Here is a 12,372-nt window from a genome sequence, read left to right as displayed (position 1 = left end):
CCCTCGGTGCTTTCCAGGTTCCCGCTCTCGCGTTTCCCTTTCCGGCGGTTCCGACTCTATCAGAACTTTTTGGCTGTTTGATCAGCCGCTCGTTTCCGATTTATCGGGAGGTGCTTCGCCGGAATCGAATTCCGGGAGGCGGTCAGATACCAACGGTTGCCGATCGGGTTCAACCCATCTCCAGGCAACTGTTCGAATCTACCTCCCCGGAGTCGCTGTGTCAACAGCTCTTCCGGGGCGAGGGAGAGACTAACAGCTCACCGGGCCCGCACGCACATCAGGCGGCGGTGGGCACGGCGGCGCTGCGCTCGGCCGGCTCGACATCGCCGGTGGCACCGGACCGGGCTGCGCGGCCGCCGAGGACGTAGACATAGGCGAGGAAGGCCAGCTCGGCTCCGACGCCGACACCGATCCGCGCCCAGGTGGGCAGGCCCGAAGGGGTGACGAACCCTTCGATGGCTCCGGAGACGAAGAGGACCAGGGCGAGCCCGATGGCCATGCCCACTGCGGCACGTCCCTCCTCCGCCAGGGCGGCGCGGCGGGTCCGCGGGCCCGGGTCGATCACCGTCCAGCCCAGGCGCAGCCCGGTTCCCGCGGCGACGAAGACCGCGGTCAGTTCCAGCAGGCCGTGCGGCAGGATCAGGCCGAGGAACGTGTCGAGGCGACCGACCGAGGCCATCAGTCCCACGCCGACGCCCAGGTTGAGCATGTTGAGGAGGAGGATCCACAGGACCGGCAGCCCCAGGAACACCCCCAGCACCAGGCACAGCGCGGCGGCCTGGGCGTTGTTCGTCCAGACCTGCGCCGCGAAGGCGGCCGCGGGATGGCTTGAGTAGTAGGTCTCGTACCCGCCGCCGGGGCGCGTCAGCTCGCGCAGGTCGCCGGGGGCGGCGATGGTGGACTGCACCTCGGGGTGCGTGCCGATCCACCACCCCAGCAGGACGGCCACGGTCGTGGACAGCAGTGCGGTGGGGACCCACCAGTGGCGGCAGCGGTAGACGGCCGCCGGGAAGTCCTGGGTGAGGAACCGCGTGACGTCCCGCCAGGAGGCGCGGCGGCTGCCGGTGACGGCGCTGCGCGCGCGGGCGACGAGCTGGCTGAGCCGACCCGTCAGCTGCGGGTCGGGGGCGCTGGACCGGAGCAGTGAGAGGTGCGTGGCGGTGCGCTGGTACAGGGCCACCAGTTCGTCGGCCTCCGCTCCGGTCAGGCGTCGCCGGCGCCGGAGGAGGGCGTCGAGGCGGTCCCACTCGGCTCGGTGGGTGGAGACGAAGACGTCGAGGTCCATCGGGTGCCTGCTCCTGCGCGGTTCGTCGGCGGCTCGTCCGGGTGTCGGGCCGGACTGTCGGGCAGTCGCACTGCGGGCGCGATGCGCCCTCAGCTTGGCAGACTGGCGGTACTCGGGGCAGGCCAGGGGAAGGGGATGCGAACGTGGACGAGCTGGTGACCGGTGAGGCGGTGGTGCTCGAGCTGCGCCCGGCGAGGCTGCCCAGCAGGGCTCTGGCCGTCCTGATCGACCTGGCCGTGGCGATGGCCGTCTTCCTCGCGGTGAGCCTGGTGCTGGCGCTGTCGACGGCTTCCCTCGACGTGGCGGCGCAGACGGCGATGTCGATCGCCGCGTTCGTGCTGGTGCTGGTGGGCGGGCCGATCGCGGTGGAGACGCTCAGCCACGGTCGTTCGCTCGGGAAGCTGGCATGCGGGCTGAGGGTGGTGCGGGACGACGGCGGTCCGGTCCGGTTCCGGCATGCGCTGGTGCGCGGTGCGATCGGCGTGGTGGAGATCCTGCTGACGTTCGGGGTCGTGGCCTGCGTGGCCTCGCTGGTCTCTGCCCGCGGGCGGCGGCTCGGGGACGTCTTCGCCGGAACCCTGGTCGTGCGGGAGCGGGTGCCCTCGGCGCCGTCGGGTTTCGTTCCGGCGCCTCCGCCGTGGCTCGCCGGCCGGTTCACGGAGCTGGACCTTTCGGCGGTGCCGGACGGACTGTGGCTCGCGATACGCCAGTACCTGACACGTATGCAGCAGTTGGACCCGCAGGTGGGCTGGTCGATGGGGGAGCGGCTCTCCGCGGACCTCTCGGCCTGCACGGGTGCTCCGGCGCCGTACGGGGTGCCTGCTGCCGCGTATCTGGCCGCCGTGGTGCAGGAGCGGCAGGCACGGGAGGCCCGCCGGTTCCCTGCGGGCGGGTACGGCGCCGACGCGAGCGGGGTTGCGGTGGGCGGTGCCTCTGAGATGTACGGGGTCGGTGGTGCCGGTGGTGCCGCAGTGTCCAACGGGACGACCGGCTGGGCGGAACCGGCGGGACCCGCGGAAGCGGCGGCACCGGCGGCGTCGGCAGCGTCGGCGCAAGCTGTTCGGGGTCCCGGCACGATGGGACGAGCCGACTCCGCGTCGAGCGGTCCGTCGGGGGCTGCCGCCGAGGGGCGGGCGACGGGGTTCGCACCACCGGCGTGACTTGGGGGGGGCGGGCGGGCGGCGGCTGCCCGGCGGTGGACCGTCCGGCCGCTCAGTCGAAGGACGACGGCGGCGAGTCGAGGTCCTCCAGCTCGATGCCGGGGGCGGACAGGACGACGTCGCCGGCGAGGTGCACGGTGTGCTGCTCTCCCGTGTCCAGGGCTGTGACCTGGTATTCGTCCACGGTCAGCGGGCCGTTGTCAGTGGGGTGTGCTTCTCTTCTCGTCAGGGCCCAGGACTGGTCGACGGTGCGTGGGGCGAGCACCGGATCGGTGAAGGCGACGAGGCGCAGGCGGGTGGCCTGCCCGGAGGGGGTGAGGCGGAGGAGACGGGTGATGGCGACCAGGAACGCGGGGGAGCTTCCGGTGAAGGCGTGGGCGCCCACGTTTCCCTCACTGGCGTCGGCCCCGGCGGGATCCGAGCGGACCCAGGTCAGACCGTCGAGAGCAGCGCCGCGCACCTGCCAGCCACCCGCGTGGAGCTCGAGGCGCAGCGGGCGGCCCAGCTCGTCGAGGGTGAGGTCGACGGATCCGCGCTGATCGCCGGCGGGCGTGGTCAGCCGCGATACGTAGCGCCAGCCGGACGGGCCGGGGGCGCACTGGAAGTGCTCTTCCGCGAGAGGGGTGTGATCGTGCGGATCGTGAAGCGAATAGCGACCGCGGGGCATGGGGGTCCTGGATCGTGACGGGCCGTTCCCCCTGCTCCGGCCGACCGGTCCGGCCGCGCCTGCGGCCGGACGGGACCGGAGCCTGAGGCAGGCCCCCGACACGGGGGTGCGGGGGCCTGCCTCGGAGGACCTGCCGCGGTGGGGTGCGGGTGCACCGGCACCCCACCGCGGACAGAGCGGCGGACTCAGTAGCGGTAGTGGTCCGACTTGTAGGGGCCGTCGACCTCGACACCGATGTACGCGGCCTGCTCCGGGCGCAGCGTGGTGAGCTTCACGCCGAGCGCGTCGAGGTGGAGGCGGGCGACCTTCTCGTCGAGGTGCTTGGGCAGCGTGTAGACGCCGGTGGGATAGACGTCGGGCTTGGTGAACAGCTCGATCTGGGCCAGGGTCTGGTCGGCGAAGGAGTTGGACATCACGAACGAGGGGTGGCCGGTGGCGTTGCCCAGGTTCAGCAGGCGGCCCTCGGACAGCACGATGATCTTCTTGCCGTCGGCGAAGGTCCAGGTGTGGACCTGCGGCTTGATCTCGTCCTTGACGATGCCGGGGACCTTGGCGAGGCCGGCCATGTCGATCTCGTTGTCGAAGTGGCCGATGTTCCCGACGATGGCCTGGTGCTTCATCGCGGCCATGTCGGACGCCATGATGATGTCCTTGTTGCCGGTCGTGGTGATGAAGATGTCGGCCTTGTCGACGACCTCGTCGAGGGTGGTCACCTGGTAGCCGTCCATCGCGGCCTGCAGGGCGCAGATCGGGTCGATCTCCGTGATGATCACACGGGCGCCCTGTCCGCGGAGGGACTCCGCGCAGCCCTTGCCCACGTCGCCGTAGCCGCAGACGACCGCGGTCTTGCCGCCGATCAGGGTGTCGGTGGCCCGGTTGATGCCGTCGACCAGGGAGTGGCGGCAGCCGTACTTGTTGTCGAACTTCGACTTGGTGACCGCGTCGTTGACGTTGATCGCCGGGAACAGGAGGACGCCGTCGCGCTGCATCTCGTACAGCCGGTGCACGCCGGTCGTGGTCTCCTCGGTGACACCGCGGATCTCGGAGGAGAGCTGGGTCCACTTCTGGGGGCTCTCGCCCAGGGTGCGGGTGAGCAGTTCGAGGATGACGCGGTGCTCGTCGGATTCGGCGGTGTCGGGCGAGGGGACCTTGCCGTCCTTCTCGTACTCGACGCCCTTGTGGACGAGGAGGGTGGCGTCGCCGCCGTCGTCCAGGATCATGTTGGGGCCGCCGGTCGGGGTGTCCGGCCAGGTCAGCGCCTGCTCCGTGCACCACCAGTACTCCTGGAGCGTCTCGCCCTTCCAGGCGAAGACCGGGATGCCCTGCGGGTCGGCCGGGGTGCCGTGCGGGCCGACGGCGACGGCCGCGGCCGCGTGGTCCTGAGTGGAGAAGATGTTGCAGGACGCCCAGCGGACCTGCGCGCCGAGCGCGACCAGGGTCTCGATCAGCACGGCCGTCTGCACCGTCATGTGCAGCGAACCGGTGATGCGGGCGCCCGCGAGGGGCTGCGCCTCCGCGTACTCCTCGCGGATCGCCATCAGGCCCGGCATCTCGTGCTCGGCGAGGGTGATCTCCTTGCGGCCGAACTCGGCCTGGGACAGGTCGGCGACCTTGAAGTCCTGCCGGTTGTCGACAGTCGTCATTACGGGCTGCTCCTCGGGTTGGGACGAGGTGGGTACGGCTGACCTGCGCGGCGGCGGACACAGGGGTGCCCGGAAGGGACACGGCATGCCCGCGTGCGCGCAGCGCAGTCCGTCGGAGGCCCTCTCTCCCTCGGCCGGCCCGTACGGACCGCCCGACCGCCATCAGCAGCGACGTCTGGCTCCCCTCCAAGCTACACCGGCGGGCCCGGCTGTCCCCAGCCCGCCGGCGCACAGATCACGCCGATCACCGCGGGTGACGTCGGCGTGCGCACGCGAGGCGCGGTCAGTGGTCGGCGCCGTGCGGTCCCGGACCGCCCGGGGTGGCCTCGGGGTCGGGGCCCTTCGCGGCCTCGGCCTCGCTGTAGATGTCGGGTTCGAGGTAGATGACCCGGGCGATGGGCACGGCGGCGCGGATACGGGCCTCGGCGGCGTCGATGGCGGCGGCCACCTGGGCGGCCGTGTCGTCGTGCCGGACGGCGATCTTGGCTGCGATGAGCAGTTCCTCGGGGCCGAGGTGGAGGGTGCGCATGTGGATGATGCGGGGGACGGTCTCCCCGTCGACGAGTGCGGTCCGGATCCTCTCGACCTCCTCGACGCCGGCGGCCTCGCCCAGGAGCAGCGACTTGGTCTCGGCGGCGAGCACCAGGGCGATCATGATGAGCAGGACGCCGATGCAGAGGGTGCCGACGCCGTCCCAGACCCCGTCGCCGGTGAGCAGGGCCAGCCCGACGCCGCAGAGGGCGAGGACGAGGCCGATCAGCGCGCCGAAGTCCTCCAGGAGGACGACGGGCAGTTCGGGCGCCTTGGCGCGGCGGATGAACTGCGACCAGGACAGTTTTCCGCGCAGGTCGTTGGACTCCCTGATGGCGGTGCGGAAGGAGTAGCCCTCGGCGAGGACGGCGAAGACGAGTACGCCCACCGGCCAGTACCAGTGCTCCAGTTCGTGCGGATGCCTGATCTTCTCGTAGCCCTCGTAGACGGCGAACATGCCGCCGACGGAGAAGAGGACGATCGAGACGAGGAAGGCGTAGATGTAACGTTCGCGCCCGTAGCCGAAGGGGTGTTGCGGGGTCGCCTCGCGCCGGGCCTTCTTCCCGCCGATCAGCAGCAGGAACTGGTTGCCGGAGTCGGCGAGGGAGTGCACGCCTTCGGCGAGCATCGAGGAGGAGCCGCTGAACGCGAACGCCACGAACTTCGACACGGCGATCGCCAGGTTGGCGCTGAGCGCCGCCGCGATCGCCTTGGTACCGCCTGACGCGCTCATCTGTCCGCGTTGTCCCTTCGCTGCGCCGGGCCTCGGACTGCGCCCGGCCCGGTGCGGTCGGTGTGGTGCCGGTGGGCCATTGTTGCAGCCCGGTCCGTGCGCGGTGCGGCGGACCGGGCGTGCGCGCGGGACGGTTCCGGGGGGGGCGGGCGGCGGCGGTGGCGCGGGAGTTCAGGCGGCGACGGTGGCGCGGAAGAGGGTGCCCCGGCCGGTGACGCGGGTGGGTTCGCCGGCGGGCACGAAGACCGACTGGCCGGGTGTCAGCAGGTGTTCGCCGACGCGGACGGCGCCCGCGGTGCAGAGCAGGATCTGCGGGGCCGGCCGGGTCAGGTCGCGGGCCGGGCCGCCTGCCGGGAGGACGTGGCGTGAGAGGCGGAACTCCTCGGTCGGGGTGTCGTAGAGCTCCTCGCCGTCCGGAGACGCCTCGGGGCGCAGCACGCCGGGGTCGGACGCCTCGAAGCGGACGATGCGCAGGAGTTCGGGTACGTCGACGTGCTTGGGGGTGAGGCCGCAGCGCAGGACGTTGTCCGAGTTGGCCATGATCTCGACGCCCAGTCCGCTGAGGTAGGCGTGCGGGACGCCGGCGCCGAGGAAGAGGGCCTCTCCGGGCTGGAGCCGGACGTGGTTGAGGAGCATCGCGGCGATGACGCCGGGGTCGCCGGGGTGGTGGTGGGCGACGGCGGCGTAGGGGGCCCAGTCGCCGCCGAGGCGGTCGCAGGCGGCCGCGGCCTCGGTGACGGTGCGGGCCATCTCCTCGCGGTCGGCGGTGAGGATCGCGGTGAGGACCTCGCGCAGCGCGGCCTCCTCGGGCTGGGCGTGCAGCAGGTCCACGTACGGCTTGAGGGAGTCCACGCCGAGGCCGTCGAGCAGGGCGGCGGCGCGCAGCGGGTCGCGGAAGCCGCACAGACCCTCGAACTCGGTGAGCGCGCAGAGCAGTTCGGGCTTGTGGTTGGCGTCCTTGTAGTTGCGGTGCGGGGCGTCGGCGGGGACGCCGCGACGTTCCTCGTCGGCGTGGCCCCGCTTCGCCTGGTCCAGGTCGGGGTGGACCTGGAGGGAGAGCGGGGCGCCGGCGGCGAGGAGCTTGAGCAGGAAGGGCAGGCGGGGCCCGAACCGGGCGACGGCGGCCGGACCGAGTTCCTTCTCGGGGTTCGCGTCGATCACCTCGGCGAGGGTGCCGCGGCCGGTGCGCGAGGGCGCGCCGGGGTGGGCTCCCATCCACATCTCGGCCTGGGGCTCGCCGGTCGGCTCGACACCGAGCAGCTGCGGGATCGCGGTCGGGGACCCCCAGGCGTAGGGGCGGACGGTGTTGTCGAGGCGGTCCATGGGTGTCTGTGTCTGCTCTCTCTGCGTGCGGCGCGGTGTCGCTCCGCGTACGGCGGTCAGCGTGTCGCGGACAGGATCAGGCTCCGGAGGCGAGCGCCAGGTAAACGGCGGCGAAATCGGTGACGGCGATCAGTTCGGCGAGCGTCTCCAGTTCACCACCGGGTTCCGGCTCCAGCTCGCTGATCGGCGTGTCGTGGCTGAGGGCGAGGTCGCGGGCGGCGGGCGCGGCGGTGAGGCCGTCGATCGGGCGGTCGCGGAGCAGCACCACGCGCGCGTGCAGCGCGGGGGGTTCCTCGACCCGGTCGCGGAAGAAGTCGTCCGGGTCGGCACCGGCGGCGAGGCGGCCGGCGAGCAGGGTGGTGTGGGCGGCGAGGGCCTCGGGCAGTTCGGCGACGACCGCGGGCGCGCCGGACAGTTCGGCGAGAGCGGCGGCGAAGCGGCGGCCGGCCGGGCCTGCCGAGGTGCCCTCGGTCCAGACCACGGGCAGGGAGTCGGCGAGTTCGGCGGCGAGGGTCTTGGCGGGGTTGCTGTAGGTCTCGATGGCGGGCCCGCAGCGTTCGGCGACGTGGTCGAGGCGGTCCGCGACCCTCTGCAGCGCGTCGGGCGGTGCGGACAGCAGGCCGGCGCGGTCCAGGAGGGCGAGGAGTGGGGTGAGCAGGGCCCAGAGCACGCCGGGGGCGGAGGCGGCGATGGGCTCCTCCGGCTCGTAGGGGGCGGTGGCCATGGGGACGAACAGGCCGTGCGCGCCGGCCACGGCCTCGGCGAGCGGAGTGCGCGTGGGGGCGACGGCGACGACGGTGCAGCCGCGCCGGTAGGCCTGCTCGGCGAGGGCGGAGAGGGACGGCTCGGTGCCGTCGGGGGTGGCGATCAGGAGGAGGTCGACGGAGCCGACCCAGCCGGGCAGTTCCCAGCGCAGCGCTCCGGCGGCGGGTGCGACGCCGCCCGGGGCGAGCCGGATGACGGGGCCTCCCGCGCCGGCGAGCGTGCCGAGCAGGTCGGCGGCGCAGGTGGCAGCGGCGCCCGGCCCGGCGATCAGCACGGCGCGGGGGCGGCCGTCGGGTTTCAGGTCGTTGACGCCGGACTCGGCGGCGTGCCGGGCCGCGGTGCGGACGCGGGCGCCGGCCTCGGCGGCGCCGCGCAGCAGGGCGCGGCGATCGGCCTCGGCGAGCGCCTCCGGGGTGTCGAGCAGCGATTCGTCGAGCATGGTCGGCAGTCTCCGATCGCCGGGTTCGTCTCTGGGCGAGAACCGTAGCTGGTGTGGCCCGCGGGGCAGGTGGGGGCGGCTTCCGGTAGGGCCGTGCGGTCGCCGGGTGCGCGGTGGCACGACCCGCCCTGGCCGGCCGGAGCGGCCGGACCAAGCCGTCGTGCCCGATGCCGAGCCACCGACGGGCCGGCGCCGGCGCGTCGACACGCCCACGGGATCCGTACCCCGCCCGGCCGGCGCCTTCCGCGGTACGCGCTCCGTGCCTTTGCCCGTGGCCGCGCGCCGATGGTCGGGGGCGGTGGTGGACGGCGGGTCCGCCGGTGGTCGTCGGCCGCCGGTTCGCGCCCGGTGCCGCCACCCGTGGAAGCCCCGTTCCGGTACCCCTTGCGCATGCGCCGTGCTCGCAGGCGGGGATGCCGTCCGGGTGGCCGTCCCGTGTCCACGACGGTGGCCACGGCCCGCGCGCCGACCGAGTACGGCCGCCCGGCGGGTCACCGAGGTGACGGCGGGAGCGGTCGTCCGGCGGACTCCGGCCCGGACGTCACTCGGGGCGGCGGGCCTCGTCGACGAGCAGGACGGGGATCCCGTCGCGGACCGGGTAGGCCAGACCGCAGTCCTGCCCGGTGCAGATCAGCTCCGCGTCCTCCTCCTTCAGGGGAGCGTGGCAGGCCGGGCAGGCGAGGATCTCCAGGAGGCCGGCTTCGAGCGGCATGGGCTGTCCCTTCGGGGCTGTTCGGGGGTGTCACGCGTCTGTGAGTCGTGTGCAGTTGTGCCTGGTCAGGGTACCGCCGTACAGGGGCGCGTGTCGGGGTCGGGCGATCCGCGGTTCGCGGTGGGCGGGGCGAGGCGCACGGCGGGCGGGCGCACGGACCCGGCGGTGCCGCTGCCATGAGGTGGCGGAGTACGCGGCAGGGTCACTGGGTGCGCCGCGAGGCCGCGAGGCGTGCCCCGAGGTGACGAGGTGAGCGGCGAGGTGACGCGGTGCGCGGCGACGGCGGTACCGGGCGGCGGGTCCCGGTGCCGGTCCGGCGACGCGCGGGGCGGTGCGCCGGTCGGGCGGGGCGGTGCGCCGGTCGGGCGGGGGCCCGCCGGGCCGGCTCCGCGCCGTCAGCCCCTGATGATCGCCAGGACCTCGTCCCGCACCTTGGCCATCAGCGCCGCGTCCCGGGCCTCCGCGTTCAGGCGCAGCAGCGGCTCGGTGTTGGAGGGGCGGACGTTGAACCACCAGTCGGCGGAGGACACGGTCAGTCCGTCGAGGTCGTCCAGGGCGACGTCGTCGCGGCCTTCGTAGGCGGCGCGGATGGCGGCCAGGCGGGCGGACTGGTCGGCGACGGTGGAGTTGATCTCGCCCGAGCCCGCGTAGCGGTCGTACTGGGCGACCAGCGCCGACAGCGGGCCGTCCTGGCCGCCGAGGGCCGCGAGGACGTGCAGCGCGGCCAGCATGCCGGTGTCGGCGTTCCAGAAGTCCGCGAAGTAGTAGTGGGCGGAGTGCTCGCCGCCGAAGAGGGCACCGGTCCGCGCCATCTCGGCCTTGATGAAGGAGTGACCGACCCGGGTGCGGGCCGGTGTTCCGCCGTTCTCGCGCACGACCTCCGGGACGGACCGGGAGGTGATCAGGTTGTGGATGACGGTGCCCCGGCCGCCGTGCCGGGCGAGTTCCCGCGAGGCGACCAGGGCGGTGATCGCGGACGGGGAGACCGGATCGCCGTGCTCGTCGACGACGAAGCAGCGGTCGGCGTCGCCGTCGAAGGCGAGCCCGAGGTCGGCGCCTTCCTCCCGTACCCGCTGCTGGAGGTCGACGAGGTTCGCCGGGTCGAGGGGGTTGGCCTCGTGGTTCGGGAAGGTGCCGTCCAGCTCGAAGTACATCGGCACCAGGGTGAGGGGCAGCCCGGCGAAGACGGTGGGGACGGTGTGGCCGCCCATGCCGTTGCCCGCGTCGACGACGGCCTTCAGGGGGCGGATCGACGCCAGGTCGACGAGGGAGCGCAGGTGGGCCGCGTAGTCCTGCAGGATGTCGCGCCGGGTGACGGTTCCCGGCGCTGCGGCGGACTCCGGGGCGCCCGACTCGCTCCACTGCTCGACCAGTTCGCGGATCTCGGCGAGACCGGTGTCCTGGCCGACGGGTGCCGCACCGGCACGGCAGAGCTTGATGCCGTTGTAGCGGGCGGGGTTGTGCGAGGCGGTGAACATCGCACCGGGCAGGTCGAGCGCGCCCGAGGCGTAGTAGAGCTCGTCGGTCGCGCACAGGCCGATCTCGGTGACGTCGACGCCGAGGGCTGCGGCGCCCCGGCCGAAGGCGCCGGCGAGGCCCGGCGACGAGGGCCGCATGTCGTGGCCGACGACGATCGCGGTCGCGCCCGTCACCCGCGCGAAGGCGGCACCGAACAGCTCCGCCAGTGGCTCGTCCCACTGGTCCGGGACCACTCCGCGCACGTCGTACGCCTTCACGATCTGCGACAGATCAGCAGCCACGGCCAACCCTCCTGATGTCCTAGCGGTCAGCACAAACTACCCGCACCGGCCTGCCGGCCGCCGTGCGGTACGGCAGGAGCGCTGGGAGAGGGAGCGGAACGCGCCGCGCGGCCCGCGGACGGTCCCGGCGCGCTCGGTGCGGCTCGGGGTGTCAGGGTGCCCGCAGTGCGGGCGGCCGGTTCAGTCCTCCGGTGAGCGCAGTACCCGGAGGTGGCCGCGCCGGGCGACCTCCATGGGGTCCGCGCCGCGCCCGCCGCCGCCGGCAGCCCGCTCCTGGGGGCGGGCCGCCTCGCGCACGGCGTTGGCGAGGGCTTCCAGATCGTCACCGCTGGGGCGGGCCGGAGCGGAGCCGTCGAGGAGGCGGACGACCTCCCAGCCGCGGGGTGCGGTGAGGCGCTCGGAGTGCTCGGCGCACAGGTCGTAGCAGTGGGGTTCGGCGTAGGTGGCGAGCGGGCCGAGGACCGCGGTCGAGTCGGCGTAGACGTACGTCAGCGTCGCGACGGCGGGTCGGCCGCAGGCGGTGCGCGAACAGCGACGTACAGGGCTCACGATGTTGGACGGTACCGCACTCTTGAGCGGGCCGCGATGACTCTCCACCAAGGTCACCCCACCGTGTCGTGTCGGGAAACGCAGCACAGGACCTCTCTGTCATACCCCGCTGACCTGCACCGGCACCAGGTCCCGTGGCCCCTCCCGGCCGGGCCGCCGGTCGCTGTTCGGTACAAACACCGTCATTCGGCGGGACCCCGGTGGACCCGGAAGGGGGCGGAATCGAGCCCGGACTTGGCCGAAACGTTCAGCCCGGGTCACGGCGTGCGGGCCGGGCCGCGGTGCCGGGCGGGCACGGCGGCGCGGCACCCGCGCGGCACCGCGCCGGGGACTACCCTGCACCAGTGATGGACAAGCCCGTACCGCCTCGTGCCGCCGGCCCCTGGCCCCGCCGCCGCGATCGCCACGGAAGGGGCATGCGCGGACCGATCGCGCCACCTCAGGTGCCGCTGGCCGCGAGCCGTGCCGAGGTGTTCGCGGACCTGGTGCAGGACTCCGTGGAACGCCTGGAGCGGCGGTGGCCGCAGCTCGCCGACATCGATTTCCTGGTCCTGGAGGTGCCGCGGCTGGACGGCACCGGTACGCCCTGGAACGACGAGGCGGTGCCGCTCGGCGGGACGGTCTCCGCGCGGGACGGCAGACGGGCCCGGGTGGTCGTCTACCGGCGACCGGTCGAGATCCGCACCAAGGGGCGGGACGAGCGGGCGGCCCTGGTCCACGAGGTGGTCGTGGAGCAGGTGGCGGAGGTCCTGGGACTGACGCCGGAGACGGTGGATCCCCGGTACGGGGAGGAGTGAACCCGCTG

The 12,372-nt window shown here is 73.3% G+C and carries 11 protein-coding genes; 2 read left to right on the top strand and 9 right to left on the bottom strand.

What is annotated here, in order from left to right:
• Positions 1-277 precede the first annotated feature (277 nt).
• Positions 278-1,285, bottom strand: a complete 1,008-nt coding sequence (locus tag ACL02U_RS24735) for a stage II sporulation protein M (RefSeq protein ID WP_412793121.1) — start codon at positions 1,283-1,285, stop codon at positions 278-280.
• 143 nt (positions 1,286-1,428) lie between these two features.
• On the opposite strand from ACL02U_RS24735, the gene ACL02U_RS24730 reads away from it, so the two are divergent.
• Positions 1,429-2,445, top strand: coding sequence for an RDD family protein (locus ACL02U_RS24730; RefSeq protein WP_412793120.1), 1,017 nt, complete (start codon positions 1,429-1,431; stop codon positions 2,443-2,445).
• A gap of 52 nt (positions 2,446-2,497) precedes the next feature.
• On the opposite strand, the gene ACL02U_RS24725 is transcribed toward ACL02U_RS24730, so the two are convergent.
• From ACL02U_RS24725 to ACL02U_RS24690, 8 genes are all read right to left on the bottom strand, one after another.
• Complete coding sequence (locus ACL02U_RS24725; RefSeq protein ID WP_412793119.1) at positions 2,498-3,112, bottom strand: hypothetical protein; 615 nt, start codon at positions 3,110-3,112, stop codon at positions 2,498-2,500.
• 185 nt (positions 3,113-3,297) lie between these two features.
• A complete protein-coding gene (gene ahcY / locus ACL02U_RS24720) occupies positions 3,298-4,755 on the bottom strand; it encodes an adenosylhomocysteinase (RefSeq protein ID WP_412793118.1) in 1,458 nt (485 codons plus the stop codon).
• A 283-nt stretch (positions 4,756-5,038) separates the two neighbouring features.
• Entirely contained in the window at positions 5,039-6,019 is a 981-nt protein-coding gene (locus ACL02U_RS24715; RefSeq protein WP_412793117.1) for a cation diffusion facilitator family transporter, read from the bottom strand.
• 171 nt (positions 6,020-6,190) lie between these two features.
• Entirely contained in the window at positions 6,191-7,342 is a 1,152-nt protein-coding gene (gene manA / locus ACL02U_RS24710) for a mannose-6-phosphate isomerase, class I (protein WP_412793116.1), read from the bottom strand.
• A gap of 76 nt (positions 7,343-7,418) precedes the next feature.
• On the bottom strand, positions 7,419-8,546 hold the full coding sequence (locus tag ACL02U_RS24705; protein ID WP_412793115.1) for an SIS domain-containing protein: 1,128 nt from the start codon (positions 8,544-8,546) through the stop codon (positions 7,419-7,421).
• A 541-nt stretch (positions 8,547-9,087) separates the two neighbouring features.
• A complete protein-coding gene (locus tag ACL02U_RS24700) occupies positions 9,088-9,258 on the bottom strand; it encodes a Trm112 family protein (protein WP_361673752.1) in 171 nt (56 codons plus the stop codon).
• A 395-nt stretch (positions 9,259-9,653) separates the two neighbouring features.
• Positions 9,654-11,018 (bottom strand): phosphomannomutase/phosphoglucomutase, encoded by a 1,365-nt coding sequence (locus tag ACL02U_RS24695; RefSeq protein ID WP_412793114.1) that lies wholly within the window; start codon positions 11,016-11,018, stop codon positions 9,654-9,656.
• Between the two features lie 180 nt (positions 11,019-11,198).
• Entirely contained in the window at positions 11,199-11,615 is a 417-nt protein-coding gene (locus ACL02U_RS24690; RefSeq protein WP_412793113.1) for a DUF3499 domain-containing protein, read from the bottom strand.
• 299 nt (positions 11,616-11,914) lie between these two features.
• Here ACL02U_RS24690 and ACL02U_RS24685 point away from each other — a divergent pair, with 299 nt between their 5' ends.
• The gene (locus ACL02U_RS24685; RefSeq protein ID WP_412793124.1) at positions 11,915-12,364 is read left to right on the top strand and encodes a metallopeptidase family protein; all 450 of its coding nucleotides are present in this window, start codon (positions 11,915-11,917) and stop codon (positions 12,362-12,364) included.
• Positions 12,365-12,372: the final 8 nt, after the last annotated feature.

Source organism: Streptomyces sp. MS06 (assembly GCF_047200655.1).
Classification (GTDB): domain Bacteria; phylum Actinomycetota; class Actinomycetes; order Streptomycetales; family Streptomycetaceae; genus Streptomyces.
This window is presented reverse-complemented; position numbering and strand designations above follow the sequence as displayed.

What these genes read in the sequence shown, in the direction of transcription:
- ACL02U_RS24700 (WP_361673752.1), bottom strand. Translation starts at nt 9,258, where the DNA reads ATGCCGCTCGAAGCCGGCCTCCTGGAGATCCTCGCCTGCCCGGCCTGC.
- ACL02U_RS24705 (WP_412793115.1), bottom strand. Translation starts at nt 8,546, where the DNA reads ATGCTCGACGAATCGCTGCTCGACACCCCGGAGGCGCTCGCCGAGGCC.
- ACL02U_RS24715 (WP_412793117.1), bottom strand. Translation starts at nt 6,019, where the DNA reads ATGAGCGCGTCAGGCGGTACCAAGGCGATCGCGGCGGCGCTCAGCGCC.
- manA (WP_412793116.1), bottom strand. Translation starts at nt 7,342, where the DNA reads ATGGACCGCCTCGACAACACCGTCCGCCCCTACGCCTGGGGGTCCCCG.
- ACL02U_RS24725 (WP_412793119.1), bottom strand. Translation starts at nt 3,112, where the DNA reads ATGCCCCGCGGTCGCTATTCGCTTCACGATCCGCACGATCACACCCCT.
- ahcY (WP_412793118.1), bottom strand. Translation starts at nt 4,755, where the DNA reads ATGACGACTGTCGACAACCGGCAGGACTTCAAGGTCGCCGACCTGTCC.
- ACL02U_RS24685 (WP_412793124.1), top strand. Translation starts at nt 11,915, where the DNA reads ATGGACAAGCCCGTACCGCCTCGTGCCGCCGGCCCCTGGCCCCGCCGC.
- ACL02U_RS24735 (WP_412793121.1), bottom strand. Translation starts at nt 1,285, where the DNA reads ATGGACCTCGACGTCTTCGTCTCCACCCACCGAGCCGAGTGGGACCGC.